At 37.9% G+C, this 23,360-nt stretch carries 22 protein-coding genes and 1 rRNA gene; 20 read left to right on the top strand and 3 right to left on the bottom strand.

Going from position 1 to position 23,360, the window contains the following annotated elements:
- Nucleotides 1-133: 133 nt before the first annotated feature.
- From rrf to hisC, 8 genes are all read left to right on the top strand, one after another.
- Nucleotides 134-248: ribosomal RNA gene (gene rrf / locus I8T81_RS15695) — 5S ribosomal RNA — on the top strand.
- A 311-nt stretch (nt 249-559) separates the two neighbouring features.
- Entirely contained in the window at nt 560-2,008 is a 1,449-nt protein-coding gene (locus I8T81_RS15690) for an RNA polymerase factor sigma-54 (protein ID WP_151750084.1), read from the top strand.
- A 168-nt stretch (nt 2,009-2,176) separates the two neighbouring features.
- On the top strand, nt 2,177-2,515 hold the full coding sequence (hpf, locus tag I8T81_RS15685; protein ID WP_019456521.1) for a ribosome hibernation-promoting factor, HPF/YfiA family: 339 nt from the start codon (nt 2,177-2,179) through the stop codon (nt 2,513-2,515).
- A gap of 138 nt (nt 2,516-2,653) precedes the next feature.
- Entirely contained in the window at nt 2,654-2,905 is a 252-nt protein-coding gene (gene ibaG / locus I8T81_RS15680) for a BolA family iron metabolism protein IbaG (RefSeq protein ID WP_004703799.1), read from the top strand.
- Nucleotides 2,906-2,911: 6 nt separating this feature from the next.
- Entirely contained in the window at nt 2,912-4,168 is a 1,257-nt protein-coding gene (murA, locus tag I8T81_RS15675; protein ID WP_049064588.1) for a UDP-N-acetylglucosamine 1-carboxyvinyltransferase, read from the top strand.
- Nucleotides 4,168-4,851, top strand: a complete 684-nt coding sequence (gene hisG / locus I8T81_RS15670) for an ATP phosphoribosyltransferase (protein WP_004703796.1) — start codon at nt 4,168-4,170, stop codon at nt 4,849-4,851. Before murA ends, hisG begins: the two co-directional genes overlap by 1 nt.
- A gap of 105 nt (nt 4,852-4,956) precedes the next feature.
- A complete protein-coding gene (hisD, locus tag I8T81_RS15665) occupies nt 4,957-6,246 on the top strand; it encodes a histidinol dehydrogenase (protein WP_077166090.1) in 1,290 nt (429 codons plus the stop codon).
- Nucleotides 6,247-6,315: 69 nt separating this feature from the next.
- Nucleotides 6,316-7,401: a histidinol-phosphate transaminase gene (hisC, locus tag I8T81_RS15660; RefSeq protein ID WP_198071616.1), complete on the top strand. Its 1,086-nt coding sequence runs from the start codon at nt 6,316-6,318 to the stop codon at nt 7,399-7,401.
- A 3-nt stretch (nt 7,402-7,404) separates the two neighbouring features.
- Here the strand turns inward: hisC and I8T81_RS15655 are convergent, their stop codons facing one another.
- Complete coding sequence (locus tag I8T81_RS15655; RefSeq protein WP_198071615.1) at nt 7,405-8,751, bottom strand: anthranilate synthase component I family protein; 1,347 nt, start codon at nt 8,749-8,751, stop codon at nt 7,405-7,407.
- A 352-nt stretch (nt 8,752-9,103) separates the two neighbouring features.
- On the opposite strand from I8T81_RS15655, the gene filA reads away from it, so the two are divergent.
- The 6 genes from filA to filF all read left to right on the top strand — a co-directional run bounded on the left by filA (nt 9,104) and on the right by filF (nt 17,169).
- Nucleotides 9,104-9,952 (top strand): putative pilus system protein FilA, encoded by an 849-nt coding sequence (gene filA / locus I8T81_RS15650; protein ID WP_049064591.1) that lies wholly within the window; start codon nt 9,104-9,106, stop codon nt 9,950-9,952.
- Nucleotides 9,953-10,248: 296 nt separating this feature from the next.
- Nucleotides 10,249-11,082, top strand: a complete 834-nt coding sequence (gene filB / locus I8T81_RS15645) for a putative pilus system C39 family peptidase FilB (RefSeq protein ID WP_191012644.1) — start codon at nt 10,249-10,251, stop codon at nt 11,080-11,082.
- 44 nt (nt 11,083-11,126) lie between these two features.
- Complete coding sequence (gene filC, locus I8T81_RS15640) at nt 11,127-12,287, top strand: putative pilus system protein FilC (RefSeq protein ID WP_198071614.1); 1,161 nt, start codon at nt 11,127-11,129, stop codon at nt 12,285-12,287.
- Nucleotides 12,288-12,299: 12 nt separating this feature from the next.
- Nucleotides 12,300-13,964, top strand: a complete 1,665-nt coding sequence (filD, locus tag I8T81_RS15635) for a putative pilus system OmpP1/FadL family transporter FilD (RefSeq protein WP_077163889.1) — start codon at nt 12,300-12,302, stop codon at nt 13,962-13,964.
- Nucleotides 13,958-15,214, top strand: a complete 1,257-nt coding sequence (filE, locus tag I8T81_RS15630) for a putative pilus assembly protein FilE (protein WP_198071613.1) — start codon at nt 13,958-13,960, stop codon at nt 15,212-15,214. Before filD ends, filE begins: the two co-directional genes overlap by 7 nt.
- A gap of 29 nt (nt 15,215-15,243) precedes the next feature.
- Complete coding sequence (filF, locus tag I8T81_RS15625; RefSeq protein WP_198071612.1) at nt 15,244-17,169, top strand: putative pilus system protein FilF; 1,926 nt, start codon at nt 15,244-15,246, stop codon at nt 17,167-17,169.
- Nucleotides 17,170-17,219: 50 nt separating this feature from the next.
- Here filF and I8T81_RS15620 read toward each other — a convergent pair whose 3' ends face one another.
- Nucleotides 17,220-17,768 (bottom strand): NUDIX hydrolase, encoded by a 549-nt coding sequence (locus I8T81_RS15620; protein WP_044102885.1) that lies wholly within the window; start codon nt 17,766-17,768, stop codon nt 17,220-17,222.
- Between the two features lie 114 nt (nt 17,769-17,882).
- Between I8T81_RS15620 and I8T81_RS15615 the strand changes: the two genes are divergently transcribed.
- The 6 genes from I8T81_RS15615 (at nt 17,883) to fghA (ending at nt 23,062) form a co-directional block, all read left to right on the top strand.
- Nucleotides 17,883-18,509, top strand: coding sequence for a CoA pyrophosphatase (locus I8T81_RS15615; protein ID WP_171297276.1), 627 nt, complete (start codon nt 17,883-17,885; stop codon nt 18,507-18,509).
- 22 nt (nt 18,510-18,531) lie between these two features.
- Nucleotides 18,532-19,059, top strand: coding sequence for a gamma carbonic anhydrase family protein (locus I8T81_RS15610; RefSeq protein ID WP_086249623.1), 528 nt, complete (start codon nt 18,532-18,534; stop codon nt 19,057-19,059).
- 132 nt (nt 19,060-19,191) lie between these two features.
- Complete coding sequence (tsaB, locus tag I8T81_RS15605; RefSeq protein WP_198071611.1) at nt 19,192-19,857, top strand: tRNA (adenosine(37)-N6)-threonylcarbamoyltransferase complex dimerization subunit type 1 TsaB; 666 nt, start codon at nt 19,192-19,194, stop codon at nt 19,855-19,857.
- A gap of 11 nt (nt 19,858-19,868) precedes the next feature.
- Nucleotides 19,869-20,660 carry a class I SAM-dependent methyltransferase gene (locus I8T81_RS15600; protein WP_198071610.1) on the top strand — a complete coding sequence of 264 codons (792 nt, stop codon included), beginning with the start codon at nt 19,869-19,871 and terminating at the stop codon, nt 20,658-20,660.
- 136 nt (nt 20,661-20,796) lie between these two features.
- The gene (locus tag I8T81_RS15595; protein WP_004703777.1) at nt 20,797-22,248 is read left to right on the top strand and encodes a C13 family peptidase; all 1,452 of its coding nucleotides are present in this window, start codon (nt 20,797-20,799) and stop codon (nt 22,246-22,248) included.
- Nucleotides 22,217-23,062: an S-formylglutathione hydrolase gene (fghA, locus tag I8T81_RS15590; protein ID WP_198071609.1), complete on the top strand. Its 846-nt coding sequence runs from the start codon at nt 22,217-22,219 to the stop codon at nt 23,060-23,062. The genes I8T81_RS15595 and fghA overlap by 32 nt, the downstream gene beginning before the upstream one ends.
- Here fghA and I8T81_RS15585 read toward each other — a convergent pair whose 3' ends face one another.
- Nucleotides 23,063-23,335, bottom strand: coding sequence for a DUF2218 domain-containing protein (locus tag I8T81_RS15585; protein ID WP_019456696.1), 273 nt, complete (start codon nt 23,333-23,335; stop codon nt 23,063-23,065).
- Between the last annotated feature and the right edge of the window lie 25 nt (nt 23,336-23,360).

Genomic DNA, 23,360 nt, shown 5'->3' with positions numbered 1-23,360 from the left:
AAACAAACTTGATTTAGTTATTCCTCTAGATAAAATGAACAACTAAAGTCAGATTCAATCAGCCCAATCTGTAAAGATTTGGAAAACGCTTCGGCAATCAATAAGACCAAAGCAAGTATCCATAAACAGTTGTGCTGGCGACCATAGCAAGAGTGAACCACCTGATCCCTTCCCGAACTCAGAAGTGAAACCTCTTAGCGCTGATGGTAGTGTGGGGTTACCCATGTGAGAGTAAGTCATCGCCAGCTCATTATTCTAAACACCCCGGTCTCGAAAGAAACCGGGGTGTTGCTTTATGGATAATAAAAAAATAAAGATAAAAAATACCTCTAAGAGAACATTTGTACAGGTGCTCTGTTTCAGAGATATGCAGATATCAAAATGCAAAGTTAATTTAATTAAACAACTCATCTTTTTCGGTTGTTAAAATAGATTTTTAGTAGAATAAATTAATAATTTTCTCATGAAATTCTCAGTCAATATATAGGATAAAACTTGACTATATGCTATAAATAATAAATAGGCATGATTTTTGCTTGTTTATTGGAAAGAGAAATATATGAAATTATCTGTTGGATTGAAAGTTGCGAATTCATTATCGTTAACGCCTCAATTGCAGCAGGCAATCCGATTACTGCAGCTCTCAAGTTTAGAATTAGAGCAAGAAATTCAAATTCAATTAGATAGTAATCCATTACTTGAAAAAGTGGAAGATGAATCACTAGCCGAAAGTTTATCCACTTTAGAAAACAAAGAAAGTAATGATCTTACAACGGAGTTAAATGCAGATCATTTACCTGATGACTTACCTGTGGATACTGAGTGGGATGATATCTATACACATCAGTCGACGGCTTTAGGTACTCCTGAGTTTGAAGAGCGTGAAGATAATCGCCAAGTTCAGATGACACTAAAAGAACATATGTTAGAGCAAGTGAACTTGCTGCATTTCTCAAAAATAGATCAGTTGATTGCTTATTGTATTATCGATGCTTTAGATGATAAGGGCTTTTTAGATGCTGAATTAGAAGAAATTATTCTCGCTGTACAACATCTATTAAATGACATGGATATTGAGGAAGAAATTGAAGAAGACGAAGTCTTAGTTGTTTTAAAACATATTCAACGTCTTGATCCAGTTGGAATAGGATCTCGCAATCTTGCTGAATGTTTAAAAATCCAATTGGATTTTCTACCAAAAGAAACTGAATATTTAAAAGAAGCAAAAAGTTTACTCCAGTATTATGAGTTATTAATTGCAAATGATTTAAATAAATTATTAAAACAAACAGGTCTATCGAAAGATGAATTAAAGCTTTCGGTTGACTTATTAAAAACATTAAAACCTTATCCTGGTATGGATTTTCAAAAGCAAGAGTCGGAATACCAAATCCCTGATGTTGTGGTTGCTAAAAAAGATCTACATTGGCAAGTCCAATTAAATCCGGATATCATGCCAAAATTAAGAATCAACTCTTTCTATTCGAGTATGATTCGTAGAGCTGATCAAAGCGATGATAATTTATATCTTCGTAATCAAATGCTTGAAGCTAAAAATTTCATTAAAAGTATCGATGAACGGCATAAAACTTTATTAAAAGTTGCTACTTGTATTGTTGAACACCAAAAAGCATTTTTAGAGATAGGTGCTGAGGCAATGAAACCCTTAGTGCTAAGGGATGTGGCTGAAGAAGTGGAGCTTCATGAGTCTACTGTTTCACGAGTCACTACAAATAAGTACATGCTGACTCCACGTGGGCTTTTTGAGTTGAAATACTTTTTTTCTAGTCATGTGGGAACAACTACGGGAGGTGAGGCTTCTTCTACTGCAATTAGAGCTATGATTAAAAAATTGGTTTCTAATGAAAATCCACGTAAGCCATTGTCTGATAATACTATTGCGGCTTTATTAAAGGATGAAGGTATAGAAGTGGCTAGAAGAACTGTAGCAAAATATCGTGAATCGTTACATATTCCATCGTCATCCGAAAGAAAAGTCTTGATCTAATTTTTGAAGTATGACTATTCTAGATGTTCATTATGACGAAATAATGAAATTTCAATTTCACCAAGAGGAGCTGCTAAAATGATTTAATTGTCCAAAGTCATCTTTTTTAGATCACATTAAATCGTTTTAGTTCTTCTTTATTAACCCAAAAAGGTGAGGGATAGAATTATGCAAATAACGATTCGTGGACATCATTTAGCAATTACACCAGCTATAGAAGAAAATATTAAAGCAAAATTTAATCAGTTAACGAAACATCTTGATCAGGTGAATAGTATGCAGATTAAATTAACTAAAGATCATCAGATTGATAAGCGCTCACATAAGGGCAGCTCGAATCATGTGGCAGAAGCAATAGTTCGCTTACCTGGGATTGAACTATTTGCTCAAGCAGCAGCAGATGACATGTATACATCAATTAAAAAGTTGACTGAAAAATTAAAAAAACAATTGTTAAAATATCGGAAAATGCAATGTACTTATTCACAAGTTGCTGTTTCTATTTGATAAGTTTTTAATAATTGAGAGAGGCTTGAAATATAGCCTCTTTTTTATTGATAAAATATAAACACGTACTGAATTCTTGGAAAAAGTTATAGTAAAATACTTCGTTTTACACCGTAGGTTGTGCCAGAGGTCTTTGCAATGAATAGTGAACAGCTCACTCAAATTTTAAAAGAAGCTTTTCCTGATGCGGAAGTAGCGGTGAGCGGACAGGCTGGAAAATTTGACCTCCGTATTGTGGATGATCAATTTGAAGGTAAGCGTACTGTTGCTCGTCAACAAGCAGTTTATGCACCATTAAATACTTATATTGCAAGTGGCGAAGTTCATGCCGTAACAATTCGTGCGATGACCAAAGACGAATGGCGCAAAGCAAGCCTTTTCGGAGCTTAAATATTAATGGATAAATTTTTAATTACGGGCGGTGTTAAGCTCGAAGGGGAAGTACGCATTTCTGGTGCTAAAAATGCGGCTTTACCATTACTTGCAGCAATGATTCTTGCTGATTCACCTATTACTTTAACCAATGTTCCAAATCTTAAAGATGTAAATACCTTGGTAAAATTAATTGGTGGATTAGGCGTTACAATTAGTTATGAAAATGACACAGTTAAAGCAGATACCTCTACTTTAGATAACCAGTTTGCTCCTTATGAACTGGTAAAAACCATGCGCGCATCTATTTTGGTGTTAGGACCATTATTGGCACGTTATGGAAATGCTAAAGTTTCGTTACCAGGTGGATGTGCGATTGGATCTCGACCAGTAGATCAACATTTAAAAGCACTAGAAGCATTAGGTGCACATATTGAAGTTGAAAATGGGTATGTCCATGCCACTGTAGATGGTCGTCTCAAAGGCGGCGAAGTGATTTTTGATATGGTCACTGTAGGGGGCACCGAAAATATTCTAATGGCGGCTGCTTTAGCGGATGGTGTAACTACAATTCGTAATGCAGCACGCGAACCTGAAATTACTGATCTTGCTCAAATGCTTATTAAAATGGGCGCAAAAATTGAAGGTATAGATACAGATACACTTATTGTTACTGGTGTTGAAAGTTTGCATGGCTGTGAATATGCAGTTGTTGCAGACCGTATTGAAACAGGTTCGTATTTAGCTGCTGCGGCAATTACAGGTGGTCGCATTAAAACTACTCATACAGATCCATCATTACTTGAATCTGTTTTAGATAAGTTTGAAGAAATGGGTGCGGAAGTCACTCGTGGTGATGACTGGATTGAATTGGATATGATGGGCAAGCGCCCTAAAGCGGTAAGTTTTAGAACATTACCTCATCCAGAGTTTCCAACCGACATGCAAGCGCAAATTATGGCCGTAAATGCAATTGGTCGCGGTTTTGCAACGATCTCCGAAACCATTTTTGAAAATCGGTTCATGCACGTTCCTGAATTGTCACGTATGGGTGCTAATATTCAGGTCGAAGGTCATGATGCTGTGGTGACTGGAGTTGAAAAATTGCAAGCTGCTCCTGTAATGGCAACAGACTTACGTGCTTCATTCTCTTTGGTTTTAGCGGCTTTAGTTGCTGAAGGTGATACGTTAATTGATCGTATCTACCATATTGACCGTGGTTATGAGCATGTCGAAGAGAAACTTCAAGGTTTAGGTGCCCAAATTAAGCGAGTAAGTTAATGAATGACGTAAGAAACGATGATCCTAATTTTGATGTAATGGGTAATTTTGATCATGGTTTGACCTTAGCACTCAGTAAAGGGCGTATTTTAAAAGAAACTTTACCTTTACTTGCAACAGCAGGTATTAACTTGCTTGAAGACCCAGAAAAATCTCGTAAGTTGATTTTTCCGACAACACACAAGCAAGTTCGTATTTTGATTTTACGTGCGTCTGATGTGCCAACCTATGTTGAGAATGGTGCAGCTGATTTAGGTGTAGCAGGTAAAGACGTACTCATGGAACATGGTGCTCAGCATGTTTATGAGTTATTGGACTTACAGATTGCAAAATGTAAGTTAATGACTGCTGGCAAAGTTGGAATGGAGCGTCCAAAAGGCCGTTTAAAAATTGCAACTAAGTACGTTAATTTAACACGCCAATATTATGCGAGCTTAGGTGAGCAGGTAGATGTTATTAAGCTGTATGGTTCTATGGAATTAGCACCACTTGTAGGTTTGGGCGATTATATTGTTGACGTCGTTGATACTGGAAATACTTTACGAGCAAATGGGCTTGAACCATTAGAAGAAATTTGTAAAGTATCCTCGCGTCTTATTGTTAATAAGGCAAGCTTTAAGCGTAAGCAAAGTTTGTTAAATCCTATCATTTCCCAACTCGAACAAGCTGTTCAATCACGTTAAAAGTAATTTCCTATCATGCTTTTGCGATAGTTGTAGATATGATGCCCACAAGGCCTTAGAAAAAGAGTAAACTTGGTTTTTCTTTTTCGCCTTGTGGGTAAATTGATGCGACGTTTATCGACTCAAGATCAGAACTTCAAACAGATTTTTGCAGAGCTTTTAGCTTTTGAAACTGTTAATGATCCTAATTTAGTTCAAACAGTAGATCAAATTATTGCTGATGTTCGTCAGCATGGTGATGATCATGTTTTAAAACTTACTCAACAGTTCGATCGACATCCAGCGCATCAATTTTCCGATCTAGAATTGTCTCAACAACAACTTAAAGCTGCGTTTGATGACTTAAATCAAGAGATTCGTGAAGCCTTGCAACTTGCGGCTAATCGTATTCGTACATTTCATGAAGCCCAGAAACAAGATAGCTGGACTTATATAGATGATTTGGGGAATACACTAGGACAAAAGGTGACACCACTTGACCGAGTGGGTATTTATGTACCTGGTGGACTAGCCTCTTATCCTTCATCTGTGCTTATGAATGCAGTACCAGCTCATGTGGCTGGTGTACCTGAAATTATTATGGTAGTACCTGCACCAAATGGTGAATTAAATCCACTTGTTCTGGCTGCTGCTTATCTAGCTGGTGTGAGTCGAGTATTTACTATTGGTGGGGCGCAAGCTGTTGCAGCTCTAGCTTATGGTACTCAAACTGTTCCGCCTGTAGATAAAATCACTGGTCCAGGAAACCGATTTGTAGCAGCTGCTAAACGTGCTGTATTTGGTCAGGTCGGTATCGACATGATTGCAGGACCTTCTGAAATTTTAGTATATGCAGAAGGGGCGAATAACGCTGAGTGGTTAGCGATGGATGTATTATCTCAAGCTGAACATGATACGGTTGCCCAAGCTATTTTTATAACTCCAGATGAAGCTTTGCTAGAAGCCGTAGAGGCAGCAATTGAAAAGCACTTAAATGACTTGCCTAAAGCTGATATTGCACGTACGTCTATTGAAAATCGTGGGGCTTTAGTTTTGGTAAAAGACCGTGCAGAAGCTGTTGATTTGATTAATCAAGTTGCACCAGAGCATTTAGAATTGTGTCTGGATGATGCCGAAGCAATGAGCGAAGACATTCGTCATGCAGGTGCAATTTTTATGGGACGTTATACACCTGAAGCAATTGGTGATTACTGTGCTGGTCCAAACCACGTATTGCCAACATCCGGTACAGCGCGCTTTTCATCACCACTGGGTGTATATGACTTTCAAAAGCGCTCTAGCTTGATCATGTGCTCAAAAGAGGGCGTAAAAACATTGGCTAAAACCGCTGATATACTTGCTGTTCAAGAAAATCTTGATGCTCATGCGCGCTCGGCTCGTTATCGTTATCAATAAGCTTTAAGCCTTTCAGTATTTTAAATGATTATTCAGGGCTGATTTTCAGCCCTTTTTTGAGATAAGACTATGACTGTATCTACAGCACAAATGCGTTTTTGGAGTCCTGAGGTTCGTGAATTAGAGCCTTATGTGCCAGGTGAGCAACCGAAAATCCAAAATTTATTAAAGTTAAATACTAATGAAAATCCGTATCCGCCATCACCAAAAGTAGTAGAAGCGGTTCAAGCTGTGCTACATGATCAAGCTGATGCACTGCGCTTATATCCAGATCCAGATGCAACTGCCTTAAAACAAGCTATTGCTACGCAACAGAATATGGATGTATCTCAAGTTTTTGTAGGTAATGGTTCCGATGAAGTGCTTGCTCATATTTTTAAAGCATTTTTCCTTCAAGATGAACCTATTTTATATCCGGATATTACTTATAGTTTTTATCCAGTTTATAGCCAATTTTTTGGAACAAAAACAAAAGAAATTCCACTTAATGAGAATTTCGAGATTGATGTCAAAGATTATGCACAACCTAATGGTGGCGTGATTATTACCAATCCTAATGCACCGACTAGTATTGCACTCAGCTTGGTAGAGATTGAACATGTACTACAAGCCAATCCAGATCGCGTAGTTGTGATTGATGAAGCTTATGTCGATTTCGGTGCTGAGTCTGCTGTAAGTTTGGTAAACCGTTATGAAAATCTTGTGGTATGTCAAACAACTTCAAAATCGCGTTCTTTGGCAGGTTTACGTGTCGGATTTGCGATTGCTCAGTCACACTTGATTGCAGCACTTGAAGCGGTAAAAAATAGTTTTAATTCATATCCAATCGATCGCTTTGCTATTGCTGCGGCTGTTGCTTCTTTTGAAGATCAGGCTTACTTTGAAGAACAGTGTCAAAAAGTTATTACGAGTCGAGAAAAGCTAGTTAGTGATTTAACTGAACTTGGCTTTAATGTTTTACCATCAAAAGCGAATTTTATTTTTGCTTCACACCCACAACATGAGGCTGGGCAACTAGCGCAGGAATTACGTGCGCAGGGTATTATTGTTCGCCACTTTAATAAGCCTCGCATTAATCAGTTTTTACGTATCACGGTTGGAACTGATGAGCAAAATGCACGTTTAGTTCAAACTTTGAAGCAAGATATTCTTTAAAAATTATTCTGCTGTGCTGTTCATTAAGTTCAGCATAGCAGAGATTTTATCTAAGCTTTCTTGATATTCGGCCTCAGCTTCTGAGGCAATCGTAATACCACCACCTGCCCAAATAGAGAGCTGATTTTGATATTGTTGAAAACTACGAATAAGAATATTCCAACGACCAGTACCATCAAAATTAAAATATCCTAAAGTCCCGCAATATGCTCCTCTTGGCGCACCTTCTAACTCTTCAATAATTTGCATTGCGCGAATTTTAGGGGCACCAGTAATTGAGCCGCCTGGTAAAGCGCTAAGCAACATTTGCATAGGATTAATATCATTTTTAAGTATAGCTGTGACTTCACTTACCATATGGTGAACTTGATTGAAGCTTTCAATTTCGAATAACTTTGTTGTTTTTACCGAACCTGTATTGGCATAAATACTCAAATCATTACGTAATAAATCAACAATCATGACATTTTCTGCCTGATCCTTTTGCGAGTTTTTTAATGTTTGTTTTGAAATTAAATCTTGTTCTTTATTTTCATATCGAGGCATCGTGCCTTTGATTGGTCTGGTTTTAATTTGTTTGTCTGTACTAAATTCAATAAATAATTCAGGAGAGCAGCTTAATAACTCAAAGTTATTTAATTTTAAATAACCTGAATAAGGTGCATTTGTTAAACTCCATAATTCTTCTGCTTTATTTAATAAAGCTCCTGTAAAAGTTGTATTAAATTCTTGCGTAAGGTTAATTTGATAGCAGTCTCCTGCTTTAATATAATCTTGTATTTTATGAAAAGCGGTCAAATATTCATTTTTAGACCAACGGGGATAAATATTTTTATCTAGTTTAAAAATATTTTTTCTTAAATGGTTAGAAGAGCCATATAGTAATTCTGTAATGTAATTAAAAATTTCTGAACTGTTTTTTTCACCACTAAAAAAATACCATTCATTATTTATTTTTTTTAGAAAAGAGTGGTAGGAACCTATAAACAAAGAGGGTTGTTGGTGTGATTGATTTTTAATAAATTGATGTGCAGAAAAATCGTAACTAATAAATCCAATATATCCACCATTAAAACTAATATTTTTATTTTTTGATTCTTCAGTATAGAGTTGAGTGAAGTCTAAAATACTTTCAATATTAGAGGAGTTTATATACTTATTAAGGGTATCTTGCTCGAATATAAAATTTTGATGAGCTTGAGTAATTAGATACTTTTTTGGCAGAAAGCCAATAATAGGGTTGTTATCATCATAAAGATATACAAGTCCAGTTAAATCTTCTAATTTTTTTAAAATATCGGCAGCTGATAGAGTACTTTCTAAAGAGATTTTTTTCTTTAACTGAGACATTTTAAACATGACAAGTTTGGAAGAGGTCGCCTAGTTTACTACAACTTATAGTTCATCAGTCATCTAGGCGGTAAGAGTTTAACTTTTCGTCGATAAAATCATCTATTTTTCGTTACAACTTAAGCATAATTGGTCTGCATATTTAAGAAAGTGTGACCCTTGTACCGTTTATCGGGTAATTGGCAAAAAATGCATTACAGTAGTTGAACAAAAATTAACGTACCTGTAATTTAGTAATTGCTAAGCAAAACTACTCAAGGATTGGAAGTTTCGGTTGCCATAAAAGAAAAATGCAACTTGGGACAGTAAGAGTGGTTAAGTCAAAAAATAAATGCTCTTGGGAGAGTGCTCAATGAAAATGTTCACTAAACTTGCTTTAGTTTCTTCTTTAGCTATCAGTGCAAATGCAATGGCAATGCAGTCAATGGACGATGCAGCGCTTAGTGCAGCTACAGGTCAAGATGGTATTAATATCGGTATTGCTTTAGGTTCTGGTGGTATTTCTATTGATAAACTGTATTTACACGATAATGATGGTTTAGCATCATCAACCGGGATCACTGGTGCTTCAGGGACAGCAGGTTCAATCGCAATTAGTGGTGTAACGGTAACTCAAAAAGGTACAGGTAATCTTTTAGATTTAAAAATTGATACAAATGGTGCTTCAGGTTCAAATGGTGCTTTCTTAAACGTTGCAGCAACAGTAGGTGCTGTTGATGTACATGTAGGTTCAATTGGCGTGGGTACTTCTGGTACATTAAATACGACTACTGCTGTACGTGGTATTACTGAAACAGCTCCGACTGAGATTATTTCAGGCTTAGATTTATCTTTAGGTCAAATTTCTGCGAATGTTCAGTTAGGTTCTACTCCGCAAGGCGCGATGATCAAAGTGAACTCTAGCTTGCAAGGTGGTTTAACACTATCTAACTTCGGTATTAATGATGCTGCTGGTGGTGGTAAAATTGTCCTAGACAAAGTAATGGTTCGTGGTTCAGGTAATACAACTGGTGACTTGGATGTGAATGCAAACATTTCTGTTGTGCCTACAGGTTTACGTATCCAAAATAATAGTACACAAGGTATGAACGTTTATGCACAAGGCGTACACTTGGGTGCAGCGGGTAATGCTTCAATTGGTGATTTAGAAATTCAAGGTTTAAATGTAGGAACGTCTACAATTACTATTTCTGGTCACTAATTTAAAGAGTGATAAAAAAGCGCGTTTATACGCGCTTTTTTATTTGCCATAATAAAACTTAACTTCATTTTTTTATATTTAAATCATATTAATTTATATAATAAAAAAGAATGTAAAAAACAAATGAGAATTAATTATCAGTTTATAAATGTAAAACTATGCATTCATCAAAAAGATTAAAAAAAAGCTGTTTTTTACAGAAAAAAAAGGTATCTTCAACACACAGGGATGTAGAGCTATTGCTCTAAGAATAAAATGAATAAGGCCGGTTAGGCCACCATTTAGACCAAGTGCTTATGTTAGAGATAGTTTTAGGCTCAGCATTGATGTATTACTTTGCGACAGAAGCCTTCGAAATAGAAAAAAAGCCGCCGGGAACTGTTTATTACACAGAGACTGCCGATTCACGTAATTTATCGTTTCATCGAAATCATATCGAACCAGTTCAGATCAAACCAGCTGTGGAAGATCAGTTTCGTGGCATTGTTCGACAAGCTTATGATTATAGTTGTGGGTCTGCTGCACTTACAACTCTATTAAATGGTTATGTAGGAACCAATTTAACTGAACAGCAAACAATGAGTGGTTTGCTACAGTATGGTGAATATCAACGTATTATTGAGCGTCGAAGTTTCTCATTACTTGATATGAAACGCTTTGTCACAGCGATTGGTTTAGACAGCGGGGGGTATCGTGGTGAGTTTTCCGATTTAGTTAAACTTGGACAACCCGCAATTGTGCCTATTTCATATGCAGGCTTTAAACATTTTGTCGTATATAAAGCTTATAAAGATGGACGAGTGTATGTAGCTGATCCTGCTTTAGGGAATATCAGCTTTGACGAAAACCGTTTTAAACAAATTTGGGATAATAATACTTTATTTGTTATTTCTGTTCCTGAATCACAGCGTAGAGACTTATTGGCATTAAAAGAGTCAGATATGCGTCATGTCGAAGATGCAACAGTCAATAAATATGCTTTTGTTGATGTGCAATATCCAGCGTTTAATTACGAACGTACGGCAAATAAAGCTTCAACCATGAGACTTGTGCTAGACAGTGATAGTCATTCTGCAACATATGGAAAGCCGATAGAAACCTATATGCGTCTTTATTACAAACGTAAATAGTCAAATTTAAAGTTAGTAAAATAAATAAATTGGGTGGGAAAAACATGAATAATCGATGGATGAAGATGAGTGTGTTGGCCTTAAGTATGAGCGCCATTACAGGGACAATCTATGCCGAAGATCAAGTACAACAACCGCAAGTAGAGGGACCACAAAGCTCTGTGGCTACTGATGCGGCAAGTTCTAGTTCTGCAACAACAGATGCTAGCACACAAACGTCGAGTGTAGCTGATGCTAATAGTGTAGCTCCTGCAGCTAATACTGATGCACATCAAGCAGCAAGTGCTTTACAGAAAAAAGAAGGTGATGCTAGCCAAGAGACAAACTTGCAAGAAGTATTTACCTCAAATGAACGTCAATATTCTTTAATTAAGAAAGGCGTAATTTCCTCTTATTATGACCTCGATTACACTTACTACCGCGATACTCGTATTGACTTAGCTTTATCTGATAGCTCTTCCCAATTAAACCGTTTACGTGTTGAAGAAGATGCTAACCATACATTGACAAACAGTTTTACTTTTCAATATGGGGTATTGGATAATTTAACTTTGTCAGCAACTCTTCCTTTTGTTGCAAAGTCTGAAATTATTAAAGATAAAACAACAGCTGGTTTAGGGGATATTTCTCTTGGTGCACGTTGGGAACCCTTTCCGTTAAAGCAGGGTCGTTTACCACTTGTTCTTTTCGGTAGTGTATCTACAAAAACAGGTGATAGTCCTTATGAAATTGGTATAGATGAACTTTCAACAGGTAAAGGTTATTACTCAGTTGGTGTAGGTGCAAGTACCCGTAAATATATCGATCCAGTTGTTCTCTTTGCTTCGGCATCGGCTAACTATGGCTTTAAAGAAAGCGGTCTTAACCAAGCACGCGGTTCACGTATTTTAGAATCTTTTGATCCAGGGATTAGCGGTGGTTTCTCGTTCGGTTTTGCATATTCCTTTAACTATGACGTGTCTTTAACGATGTCTTATCAGCAAAGTTTTAACATGAATGCCGAATTCCAATTTAATAATGGAGAATCCTATAAATCACCAGACCAAAGTAGCGGAATGTTATCTTTTGCTTTAGGTGTCCGTGTTTCACCAGATACGATTGTTAACGGTACTGTTGGTATTGGTTTAACTGAAGATGCACCAGATATTTCACTTGGTCTGTCGTTTCCGTTAGATATTTTAGGTTTTAATAAAAAACAAAAATAAGGAGATATGCAGGTGAAATATCCTAAATTATGTCCTCTAACGGCGGCAATTGTGATCTCCGGTTTTTCTAGCTTTGCCAATGCTCAATTAGGACAAAACTTAGCTGTTGATATTCGTTCACTGGCGATGGGGAATGCTGTAACTGCAGATCCTCCTGGTATTAGTGCGGTTCATTTTAACCCTGCAGCCTTAGCAAAAATTGATGGGCTACAAACCGATGTACAGGGGATTTTGGCTAACTTTGATATCCAGCGTGAATTTTCAGCTCCTCCTGGCTATAACATTTTTGGTTATTCAGATGACCCTCTTGTTTGTAATGATGGTCCGGAAGTTTCCGCCAATATTTGTACAGATTTCAAAGGGACTGTGCATGGTGATGTGGAATACGCAAGCCTATATGTGCCGATTCTCAAAAAAATGGTTGATCTCGGGCCAGGGTATCCTTTAGTTGCACCTACAGCCGGAATTGCCTATAAACCACCTGGTTCAAAAGTTACTTATGCAACAGCAGTATATGCACCATTGGTCGCTGGGTTTGGGGCAGAGAATGGTAACCCTGGCAACTATATGGGCCAGCAAGTTGCAGTAGAGCGAATCACTTATTTATCACCATCTTTTGGTTATCAAGTAAATGACCATTTATCACTTGGTGCTTCTGTGGGGATGTCTTACAACGCAATCGCACTGAAAACTGATCTACGTTTTCCCAATGAGATGATTGGTGTATTGCGTATGGTTGATGAAGTGGTATGTGCGCCTTTTAAAAATAATAGTGACATGATTACGGACTTACTATTATTTGGTATGTGTAATGCCCAAGAAGGCATGAATCCATTTAATAAAATGGGCGCATTACAAGTTTCTTTAGAACAATCATTAAGTCCAAGCTATAACTTAGGTTTACTCTGGGAACCAACTGATGACTTTGGCTTTGGTATGGTTTATCAAAGTTCTGCCAAAATGCGCTTAAAAGGCAAGTACATGATTGATAATGCCAGAGCACCGCAAGAACTTATCAAGGGGCTTAACTCATCTGCTACAGGACAAATTTTAGCTGCAATTCTTGGTTTACCTAGCAATATCCCGAATATTGAGTCTGGTTTAGTTGCCATGGATCTTGAATATCCGGCACATTTCCAAGCGGGGATTAAGTATAAAATATTACCTGATTTGCAAGTAAACTTTGACGTTGGATGGACGGATTATTCGGCTTGGGATAAATTTAAATTCGAATTTGATCGCCAAATTTCGTTATTAAAAGTAGCTAAGCTTTTATCTAATGACGTTACCGATAATTCATTGGCACTACCATTGAAATTTACTTCGCCGTGGAGCTGGGGAATTGGTCTTGAATATTCAGCAACCGATCGTTTGAAATTGCGAGCTGGTTATGAGCCTCGAGCTAGTTCGATACCTGATGATAAACGTAATACCATGGTTCCAATCAATAATGCGCAATTATTTGGTCTTGGCTTAGGTTATCGTTTCGATGCAGATACAGATCTAGATCTTTCAGTAGGTTTTTTACGTAGTCGTGACAATATTCCTGCCTGTTCGAGTACATTATCCAACAAGTGTGGTGTCGATAATATTTTATTAAATCCTTATTCGGGCCTAGATGTAAAAACGAATACTAAAGTTACAGTACTTGGTTTGAGCTATAGAACAAAATGGTAAAACAATATAAATCGATGTTTCGACCTAAATTTGCTATCTCGATTTTATGTATTGCGGTAGCCAGTATTTCTGTATCGTATGCAGATGGTTTCTATACAATCATTGGTCCTGATGGCCGTCCAATGATTGTACCCAGTAAAAAAGTCGAACAGAAGCAATCAAATATTAGAGTAGAAGCACCGAAACAAGTTGTACAGCCGCGAGTAGATGCTAAACCTGTTCAAGAAGCACCTAAAGAAAATATTCAAAATTCAAAAGTGCTTCAAAAGTTTGAACCACACGTTAATAAAAAATTAAATACTGCACCGACTGCACCGACTGCACCGACTGCACCGACTGCACCGACTGCACCGACTGCACCGACTGCACCGACTGCACCGACTGCACCGACTGCACCGACTGCACCGACTGCATCAGAGCGTCCTGTAACGGTTAGTGAAGCTCAGAAGAATGAAGTTAAAAAGCAAAGTAGTACTGTTAAAGAACAAAGTACTCCAGTTAAAACTCCTCCATCTGTAGCAAGTACTTCACAAGCTATTTCTACTCAAAACTCATCAAATGATCCATCTAAGTTTACGATTGTTGATGGCGTAGAGTATGTAAATAATGAGTATTTAGAAGATCAAGAATTTAATCTTGAAGGAAAAAAACGCTTTTATGTGATGCCCGATGGTTTAGGGCGAACAGAGTTTATTGAACGGAAAAAGGGGGTAAGTAAATCCACTTTAGAACAACTCTTCAATAAACAATCTCAAGATGATCAAGCAGCAATTATTTTAGCGCCAACTTATATACGACTATCTCAAAAAGACCTAGAAACGACTTTTGAACAAGATAAGTGTTTTGTTCAAGGCTACAAAAAGTCAATCAAAGTACTTGGTCGTAAAAAAGACGTAAATTTATGGCCTCGAAAGCCATTAAAAGAAAAGTTTGAATATGAGTTGGTAAAATTAGATCCATCTGTACAACATTTACAGCTGATGTCTTTTGCAGCGAGTAATTCGACACCTCTCTATTATTGGCCTTTAGCTATATTTTTAGATGAAAAAGGTTGCATTTTAGAGGGGGCAAGTGGTTTTAAGAGTAAGTCTTATCCTTCTACAATATTACAACATGCATCAATTCAGGGCACTTTAAAAGTACCACCTCATGCACGTTATATGATGTTAACTCCTTTATCTTCCTCTGTAGATGTAGAGGAACATGAATTATCTAATCAGGGACAGATTCAAATTTCGGTATTACGCTAAAAATTAAGTAAGAATAGGTAGAGTATCTAATGAATAAAAAAATATTATGGCCTTTTGCATTAACCACATTAGCAATCATGTTGAATGGGTGTGGTGGCGGTAGTTCAACAATTAATGAAGATCCTACAAGTGGGTCTGGTAGTTCAAATGCAAATGGAAGTTGTGATGCATCAAATAGTGACTGCTTACAGTTTTCACTCGATTATCCGGTTGCTGGCCTTAATTTTACTTGTAGTAGTGTTGCAAATCAGAGTTTTGTCACTAAAGCATCAGGCAATAGTGTTGTGGGTACATGTAAACTTGGTGATACAGCAAACTTCTTTTTACAAGGTACTCAAACAAAAACTAAAATTGACTTGGGTTCTGTCAGCTTAGATAACATTTCAAAAATTAAGGTAGTTGTTCCACCACGTTTGAAAATTATGGATATGGCAACAGCTTTAACGGGTGTTGCACCAGTTTCATTAAGTCAAGATGATCCAACCATCGGTGTAGCCATGGCTTTGGTTAAACTTTTTCAAAGCGTTGGTTTAGAACGTGGTGATAATGTAATTGGGGATATACAGCCAACTCAAGTTACAGAAGATAAGAAAAACACATTAAATGTTGTACTTCAAAATATTACTGCTACTGAATGGAAAAGTGGAGCATACGCCAGTATTTTGAAACCTTGGTTAGATGTTAGTCAGATTGATAATAATCAAGCTTTTGCTCTAGTAACGCAATTGGCTCATTTAAGTTTAGTTGGTTTATATCAGTCGGATTACTTGACCTTAGCTCAACCAAACTTAATTTCAGAAAATTTTTATGGATGTAATTTAGCTAATTTAGCCGATTGTCCAAAAAATGCTGCTAATACGCAGCATGTTATAGGTAATTTATTCTTACTTTCAGATCGTCAAGGCTATACATTTGGTTATGGCTTACAGTGGAAAGGTACGAGCACGACTACAAATAATTCAACAGTTACGGCTGTAATGGAAGTATTAACTAAATCTAAGCCAGCTCAACTTACAGCAAATGCTCAAACCACATGGCTTGATCCATTACAAGCTGAGATTAAGTCAACACAACCATTCCATTTAAAAGCTTCAGCTAATAGCAGTGAAGATTTACTGATTTATCAAGGTAAATTATTAAATGATTCATTTATTGCCGGTCGTGAAAGTTTGTATTTAGGCGCGACAAATAGTAAAACACCAAATCCTCAACAGTATGCGCTTTGGCGTCAAAGTATTGGGAATCAAAACTATAATGGTTCTCTAGATATCTATAAAGTGACTCCAGCAAGTTATCTTGCAAAAGATATCTTTAGAACTTCTAAAAATGTGAGCGCTGGGCAAACTTATATTTTCCCGTTATATGGTACTTTAAATATTAAATTTGATACCGCTGGAATTTCACCAATCGATTTAGGTATTGTGATTGATGAAAATGGTGATATTCGTACTGATATTAAACCTAATGCAACAGCAACGGATATGTCTGGTCAGTGCGGTGTGGTTTCAGATAATACTTTAATTGATAACAATGGCGTTCAACAGTACCGCATAGGAACAACAGGTGGTACTGAGTCTGCTTCAAATGATAAATCAATTACAGTAAAAATGATTTTTGCTGAACCTAAGCTAGGCAATCTAAATGGTATTTTGGCTGGGTTAAACTCGAACGTTGTTCAAGGTACTACTGCAACTGGTAGTCAAACCTTAATTGTAAGTGGGGCAAAAATTAACGTTGCTAACTTATTACAAGGGCAGGTAAATGGCATTAACCTTACAACTTATGATAACAAGACAGTCTCATGGTTAAACCCATATGCCTTCTATCAACGAGTCTATAATAATATTAAGGATGTGAGCCCTGCTCCTACAGAAGATGATAAAGCTTTAGCTCAGAGAATGAGTGGGACGATAACAATTCGGACGGCTGATTGTTATCAAATTAAGACAAAATAAGAGCCCGAAAAAAAGACCGCAAAAGTGGTCTTTTTTTATTATCTAATTTATTAACCTGTATGGTCTAAACGAGTTCCTAACGTTTCTAAATGGGTTGGAAAAACTTGTTTTTTACGATCTTCAAAATAATGTTTGAGTGTGTGTTCGACACTCGGGAAAGCTAGCTCTCCCCATGGAATTTCATGTTCTTCAAACAGGCGACTTTCTATACTTTCTTCACCTGCACCAAAAATTCCATCTTTTAACTGGGCTTTGAAAAGTACGTAAATTTGACCGATACGAGGAATGTTGTACATACAATAGAGTTGTTCTATTTCAATCTCAGCTTCTGCTTCCTCGCGGGTTTCACGTGCTGCGCCTTGCTCCATGGTTTCAAACAATTCCATATAACCAGCAGGAAGCGTCCATAAACCATAACGAGGTTCAATAGCTCGACGACAGAGGAGTACTTTGTCTTCCCATAACGCTAAGGCACCGCAGATTACTTTGGGGTTTTCATAGTGAATATTGCCACAATGAGTACAAACACGGCGTACTTTATGATCACCTAAAGGAATTTTTTGTTCGGTTTTATGCCCACACGCTACACAGAAACTCATAATTATCATCGAGTATAGAGATGACTCAGCATAACTGAATTTTTAGACTTACGCATCAACTCTATTCCCTAAGTTTTATTTTGAGATATGATGAAAAGAGAGACAGAATAATAGGTGAAAGGTATGGAAGAGCACTTGCTAACACAAAAGTTACAGCAAAGATTGCGCTTTTCCACCCGCATACAAGAAGCACAAGCAGCAGTACTGATTGCGATTACAAATGAAAATGATCCCAAGGTACTACTCACACGCCGTTCAATACATATGAACAACCATGCGGGGGAGGTTTCTTTTCCGGGTGGAAAACGTGATCCCAGTGATACCAGTAATATTGTTGTAGCGCTAAGAGAAGCTCAAGAAGAGACAGCTTTAAACCCTTTTGATGTACAGCTGTTAGGTGATTTGCCAATGCAGCGCGCAAGAAGTGGTTTGTCTGTAAAGCCAATTGTTGGGCTTATTCCACCACACGTTCACTTAATACCTCAGCCTACGGAAATTGATCGAATTTTCTTTGTGCCCTTACAACAACTTATAGAGACGCGTCCGACGCCCTATGAAGTTCGATATGCTCATCAGTCTTTGTATTTTCCAAGCTTGCAGATTGATAATGAAATTATCTGGGGTTTAACTGCGCGTATGTTGGTGGCTCTATTTAAATATGGATTAGGTTATCAAAAGGAATGGCCATTTTTACTCAACTCGCCAACGTTTGGAATGCCAAAATTTTCTCATAAAAAATAAAGATCAGGATTGATAAATTATGATGTATAGCTATCAAGGACAGCACCCAAAAGCATTACATGAACCATGGGATGGCTGGATTGCTCCAACGGCAACGCTCATTGGACAAGTAGAATTAGGCCGTCAGGTCAGTATTTGGTTTGGTGCGGTAGTACGTGCTGATAACTGTGTTGTTCGGATTGGTAATTTTTCTAATATTCAAGAAAACTCGGTATTACATACCGATGCAGGCCTTGAGTTGAACATTGGTGAATATGTCACGGTCGGACATAAAGTCATGCTGCATGGTTGTACGATTGGTGATAATAGCCTGATTGGCATGAACGCTGTCATTTTAAATCGAGCTGTAATTGGTAAAAACTGTATTATTGGTGCTAATGCTTTAATTCCTGAAGGGAAGGTGATTCCAGATAATTCAGTGGTGATGGGTTCGCCTGGTAAAATTGTCAAAACTCTAGATGAAGAAGGCGCTGCAAAAATACGCTTGAGTGCCCTACATTATGCTGAACACTTTAAAAGCTATACAGATTTAAAAGAATTTCACTTTTAAATTTTCAGTAAGATATTTTCAATGCCGAGCACTCGCTTGGCGTTTTTATTTAGACAGGAACAACTCGCCTATCAGGGCCGAGTGGGGTATCATTACTTCCGTTTTTAATCTGATTGAATACTAAGGTTGTGCATGAAACTGCTGGCGTTGGAAACTGCAAATGAGCAATGTTCCATTTCATTAATTGATGAAACCCAAGAACTATTTTTCCAACTCGATACGCGAGCGAAAGCACAAACCCAGACCATTTTGCCAATGATTGAGCAGGGCTTACAGCAAACTGGACTAGAAATTGCTGGTTTAGATGCAATTGCCTTTAGCCGTGGGCCAGGTTCTTTTAGCGGTGTTCGAATTAATGCTGCCGTTACTCAGGCTTTAGCTTGGTCACAAGATCTACCTGTGGTTCCAGTTTCTACCTTGCAAGCTCTCGCGCAAGCGGCTTACCGACTTGAAGGTTTAGAGCAGGTGACTGCGGTACTCGATGCCCGTATGAATGAAGTTTACATTGCAAGTTTTGTTCTAAACGAACAAGGTATCATGCAGTGCATTGATGAAGAAAAATTAATGAACTACGAGCAAGCCGCTGCTTATGCAAAGCATTGCTTAATTGGTTCAGGTGCTAAGCTTCTTCAAGCCGATGCAGAGCATCAAACTATCACAGCTACTGCACAAGACATTGCTTCGATTGCACGTGTCTATGCTACTCAAAAACAGTGGGTTGATGCAGAACATGCTTTACCGGTTTACTTGCGTGATGATGCGTGGAAAAAAATAGCAGATCAGGGTAAAGCAAAGTAAAGGCAGTACTCATGCATATATATTTTGAAGTGGATTTTCAGGAGCAAGCACAGCACTACCAAGCTGTGCTTTGTTCTAGGGGTGTGACTACTGACTTACAACCCATTGAAAAACTCAATGCTCGTTTCTTACGTTTAAACCCTGACTTAGCACTTTGTGTACATGAAAATGGGCTTTGGTTGTCTGCAAATGGTATGAAAATGCAGCCTGACTGGAAAGCGGAAATTCCGCGTTTAAAACGTGCCAGTCTTAAATCTGAGATGATTGCTCGAGCTTGTCAGCTGGGTGAAAAACCAATACTTGTAGACGCAACAGCGGGGTTAGGCCACGACAGCTTACTCATGGCGTATTTAGGTGCTCAAATTCAGCTTGTTGAACGTCATCCGATTTTATTTACTTTACTTGAAGATTCAAAAGCTCAAGCACAGTGTGATCCATTTTTAAATCAATTTATGGAACGTATTGAACTGGTGTTTTCTGACTCTGCAAGCTATTTACAGCAATTAGACCAAGAAGAAAAAACAGTTGATGTGGTTTATTTAGACCCGATGTTTCCACAGCGTGACCAGAACCAACAAGCGATTAAAAAACAAGCCCAAGTCAAAAAGCAGATGCAGCTTTTGCATTTACTTTTACCAGAAGATGGTGAAATGGATTTAGGTGATAATTTGCTTGAGTTAGCCAAGAAAGTTGCCAAGCGTGTGATTGTGAAACGACCACGACATGCGATTTTTTTAGCAAATCAAGAGCCAGCCCATCAGTGGCAGGGAGATGCTTGTCGTTTTGATGCTTACTTTCAGTAAGCTTATGTAAGGTTAAGTTTTATTGCTTGAATAATGCACAAATATATGTGATATAGTTCAAAAGCATGATTGCTAAAATTCTTAGCAGGCATACACTTATGGTGCCTGACAAAAACGAAATTTTTGAAACCTTTTTATGATTGATCTCAAACCTTCCATTAACTTTTGGCATGATTTTAAAAGTAACCAGCTTGCCGGAATGTGGTTATTTTTGGGGTCAAGACGTTCCTTACAGATCGTACATCCCTCTATTCTTCAGCTTATTGTTTGGGGAATATTAGGTGGATGTACCAACTCGCTTTATAGCTGGCTTGTTGCTGGTCAAACGGGTGATTTCAACTCGCAAGGTTTAATTGGGTACGCACTTTGGCCTTTTATCGCGCTTATTGTTGGTATTTTTCTATCACAGCGTATTAATCAGCCGCGTTTGATGTTGGTTCCAGCTTTGCTCTGGCTGGTTTTAGATACCAATATTTTATTAATTCAATGTTTAATTCAATATTTGGGTTCTAACGGTTATCTAAACTTTATTCCCGATGCCATTTATAACGGTATTCTACCAAGCCTATTTGTGGCACTTTTTGTGTGGCAAAGTTTAGCTGTCATTTGGGTTTTCTCACGTGAGTTGAAATGGCCTTGGTGGGAGCGGGCATTGGTTATGGTTGCAACTATTGCTACCATGGTCGTCTGGCAGCTTTCTGTAAAAGATCAGCCTATTTGGAAAGTAGAAGACTCTCCACCTACGTTTGCCGAAGATGCTTTTTATGCACAAAGTAAGTTACTTCATGATGCTTTAGAGCAAGTCCAATATGGTGAGATAGCCAAAAGTCATTGGTATTTCTTGGGTGTTGCGGGCGATAGTTACCAAGACGTTTTTAAATCGGAAGTGGTTCGTATTAAAGAACAATTCGATACGCGTTTTGGTACAGTTGGGCGTTCAATGATGCTGGTCAATAACCCAGATACCCGAACCGAAATCCCGATTGCATCTAAAACCAGTATAGAGTTGGCTCTACGCCGTATGGGCCAACAAATGAACCGCGATAGTGATGTACTATTTTTATATATGACATCGCATGGTGAGCAAAACCATTTTGAAATTGAAAATGCTCCTCTAGATTTGGGACAGGTCGATCCGAAATGGTTACGTGAAACGCTCGATAAAGCTGGTATTCGTTGGCGCGTGATTGTCATTTCTGCTTGTTATTCAGGAAGTTTCATTCCCGCTTTGCAGTCACCAGATACTTTAATTATTACGGCATCTGCGGCAGACAAAACTTCTTTTGGTTGTAATAACGAAGCTGATTACACCTATTTTGGACGAGCTTTCTTTGACTTGGCGATGCGAGAGCAGTCTTCTATGAAAGATTCGTTTAATGCTGCCAAGCAAACCGTGACCAAATGGGAAGTGGCTCAAGGAGTAGACCCTTCAGAACCGCAATGGGTGATTGGTAAGAATATGGAACTTATGCTACCTCAGTTGGAAAAATATCTTTTCCCACAGCAAAGTACAGGTAGTGTAAATATTGCTCAAACACAAACAGAGGCTAAAAACGATGCAACTCCTGCAAAAAAACCGTTGCTTTGAGGGTGAGCAGCGCATTTACCAGTTTGATTCTCAATTATTAAAAGGCTCTACTAAGTTTGGTGTTTATTTACCACCAGCAGCTTTGGAAGGGAAAGCCTGTTCAACTTTGTTTTATCTCGCTGGGTTAACGTGTACTGAGGAAACCTTTGCCATTAAAGCACATGCGCAGCATATGGCAGCCCATCTTGGTCTGATATTGATTACGCCTGATACTTCACCTCGTGGCGAACAAGTCGCAGTAGGTGACAATTGGGATATAGGACAAGGTGCGGGCTTTTATATTAATGCCACACAAGCACCTTGGTCTGAACATTATCAGATGGAAAGTTATTTAATTGATGAGTTATATCCACTCATTTTAAAAAGTTTTCCAATAAATGCTCAACAAGTTGGTATCTTTGGGCATTCTATGGGGGGCCACGGCGCACTAACTTTGGCTTTTAAATATCCTGAAAAGTTTAAGTCAGTTTCTGCTTTTGCACCGATCTGTGCACCAAGCGAATGTGCATGGGGCGAAAAAGCATTTAGCCATTATTTAGGCGCAGATCGTGAGAGCTGGTTGGACCATGATGCCACAGCTTTAGTCTCAAAAAATGGTGCAGTTTTTAGCGAAATTTTGGTTGATCAGGGATTAGATGATCAATTTTATGAACAACTTCACCCTGAAAAATTTAAGCAAGCATGTTTAAAAGTAGGACAGCCTTTAACTTTAAGACAACATGCGGGCTATGATCATGGTTATTACTTTATCCAGACCTTTATGGATGAGCACTTACAGTTCCATGCGATCCAATTAGAAAAGGTCGCTGGCTAATTAGTGTTGCCATTCCACCTCAAATTCTTGTTGAGCCATACGGTTTAGATGATCAAGGACAACTTTTTCTAAGTGGTCATGGTCATCTAACTGACTATCAATAGCAACATTTAACAGCTCTGTTTGAGGTGCAAGTGTAATGGTTGCTGTAGGCATTAAGATTTTAAAGTCTTGCTCAGTTTCTTGTACTTCAAACTTATGTTTCCAATGGTTAACGAGACGTTTTGCAATGCGTTTTCCATCATTTGTTAATAGATGAGTCGTACTTTTCATTATCAATCCTCACATTGGTTAAATG

It is taken from the genome of Acinetobacter seifertii (assembly GCF_016064815.1).
GTDB lineage: Bacteria > Pseudomonadota > Gammaproteobacteria > Pseudomonadales > Moraxellaceae > Acinetobacter > Acinetobacter seifertii.
Note: the sequence above shows the minus strand (reverse complement) of the source record. Positions and strands in the feature narration are given on the sequence as shown.

What these genes read in the sequence shown, in the direction of transcription:
- I8T81_RS15690 (WP_151750084.1), top strand. Translation starts at nt 560, where the DNA reads ATGAAATTATCTGTTGGATTGAAAGTTGCGAATTCATTATCGTTAACG.
- hpf (WP_019456521.1), top strand. Translation starts at nt 2,177, where the DNA reads ATGCAAATAACGATTCGTGGACATCATTTAGCAATTACACCAGCTATA.
- ibaG (WP_004703799.1), top strand. Translation starts at nt 2,654, where the DNA reads ATGAATAGTGAACAGCTCACTCAAATTTTAAAAGAAGCTTTTCCTGAT.
- murA (WP_049064588.1), top strand. Translation starts at nt 2,912, where the DNA reads ATGGATAAATTTTTAATTACGGGCGGTGTTAAGCTCGAAGGGGAAGTA.
- hisG (WP_004703796.1), top strand. Translation starts at nt 4,168, where the DNA reads ATGAATGACGTAAGAAACGATGATCCTAATTTTGATGTAATGGGTAAT.
- hisD (WP_077166090.1), top strand. Translation starts at nt 4,957, where the DNA reads ATGCGACGTTTATCGACTCAAGATCAGAACTTCAAACAGATTTTTGCA.
- hisC (WP_198071616.1), top strand. Translation starts at nt 6,316, where the DNA reads ATGACTGTATCTACAGCACAAATGCGTTTTTGGAGTCCTGAGGTTCGT.
- I8T81_RS15655 (WP_198071615.1), bottom strand. Translation starts at nt 8,751, where the DNA reads ATGTCTCAGTTAAAGAAAAAAATCTCTTTAGAAAGTACTCTATCAGCT.
- filA (WP_049064591.1), top strand. Translation starts at nt 9,104, where the DNA reads ATGAAAATGTTCACTAAACTTGCTTTAGTTTCTTCTTTAGCTATCAGT.
- filB (WP_191012644.1), top strand. Translation starts at nt 10,249, where the DNA reads ATGTTAGAGATAGTTTTAGGCTCAGCATTGATGTATTACTTTGCGACA.
- filC (WP_198071614.1), top strand. Translation starts at nt 11,127, where the DNA reads ATGAATAATCGATGGATGAAGATGAGTGTGTTGGCCTTAAGTATGAGC.
- filE (WP_198071613.1), top strand. Translation starts at nt 13,958, where the DNA reads ATGGTAAAACAATATAAATCGATGTTTCGACCTAAATTTGCTATCTCG.
- filF (WP_198071612.1), top strand. Translation starts at nt 15,244, where the DNA reads ATGAATAAAAAAATATTATGGCCTTTTGCATTAACCACATTAGCAATC.
- I8T81_RS15620 (WP_044102885.1), bottom strand. Translation starts at nt 17,768, where the DNA reads ATGAGTTTCTGTGTAGCGTGTGGGCATAAAACCGAACAAAAAATTCCT.
- I8T81_RS15610 (WP_086249623.1), top strand. Translation starts at nt 18,532, where the DNA reads ATGTATAGCTATCAAGGACAGCACCCAAAAGCATTACATGAACCATGG.
- tsaB (WP_198071611.1), top strand. Translation starts at nt 19,192, where the DNA reads ATGAAACTGCTGGCGTTGGAAACTGCAAATGAGCAATGTTCCATTTCA.
- I8T81_RS15600 (WP_198071610.1), top strand. Translation starts at nt 19,869, where the DNA reads ATGCATATATATTTTGAAGTGGATTTTCAGGAGCAAGCACAGCACTAC.
- I8T81_RS15595 (WP_004703777.1), top strand. Translation starts at nt 20,797, where the DNA reads ATGATTGATCTCAAACCTTCCATTAACTTTTGGCATGATTTTAAAAGT.
- fghA (WP_198071609.1), top strand. Translation starts at nt 22,217, where the DNA reads ATGCAACTCCTGCAAAAAAACCGTTGCTTTGAGGGTGAGCAGCGCATT.
- I8T81_RS15585 (WP_019456696.1), bottom strand. Translation starts at nt 23,335, where the DNA reads ATGAAAAGTACGACTCATCTATTAACAAATGATGGAAAACGCATTGCA.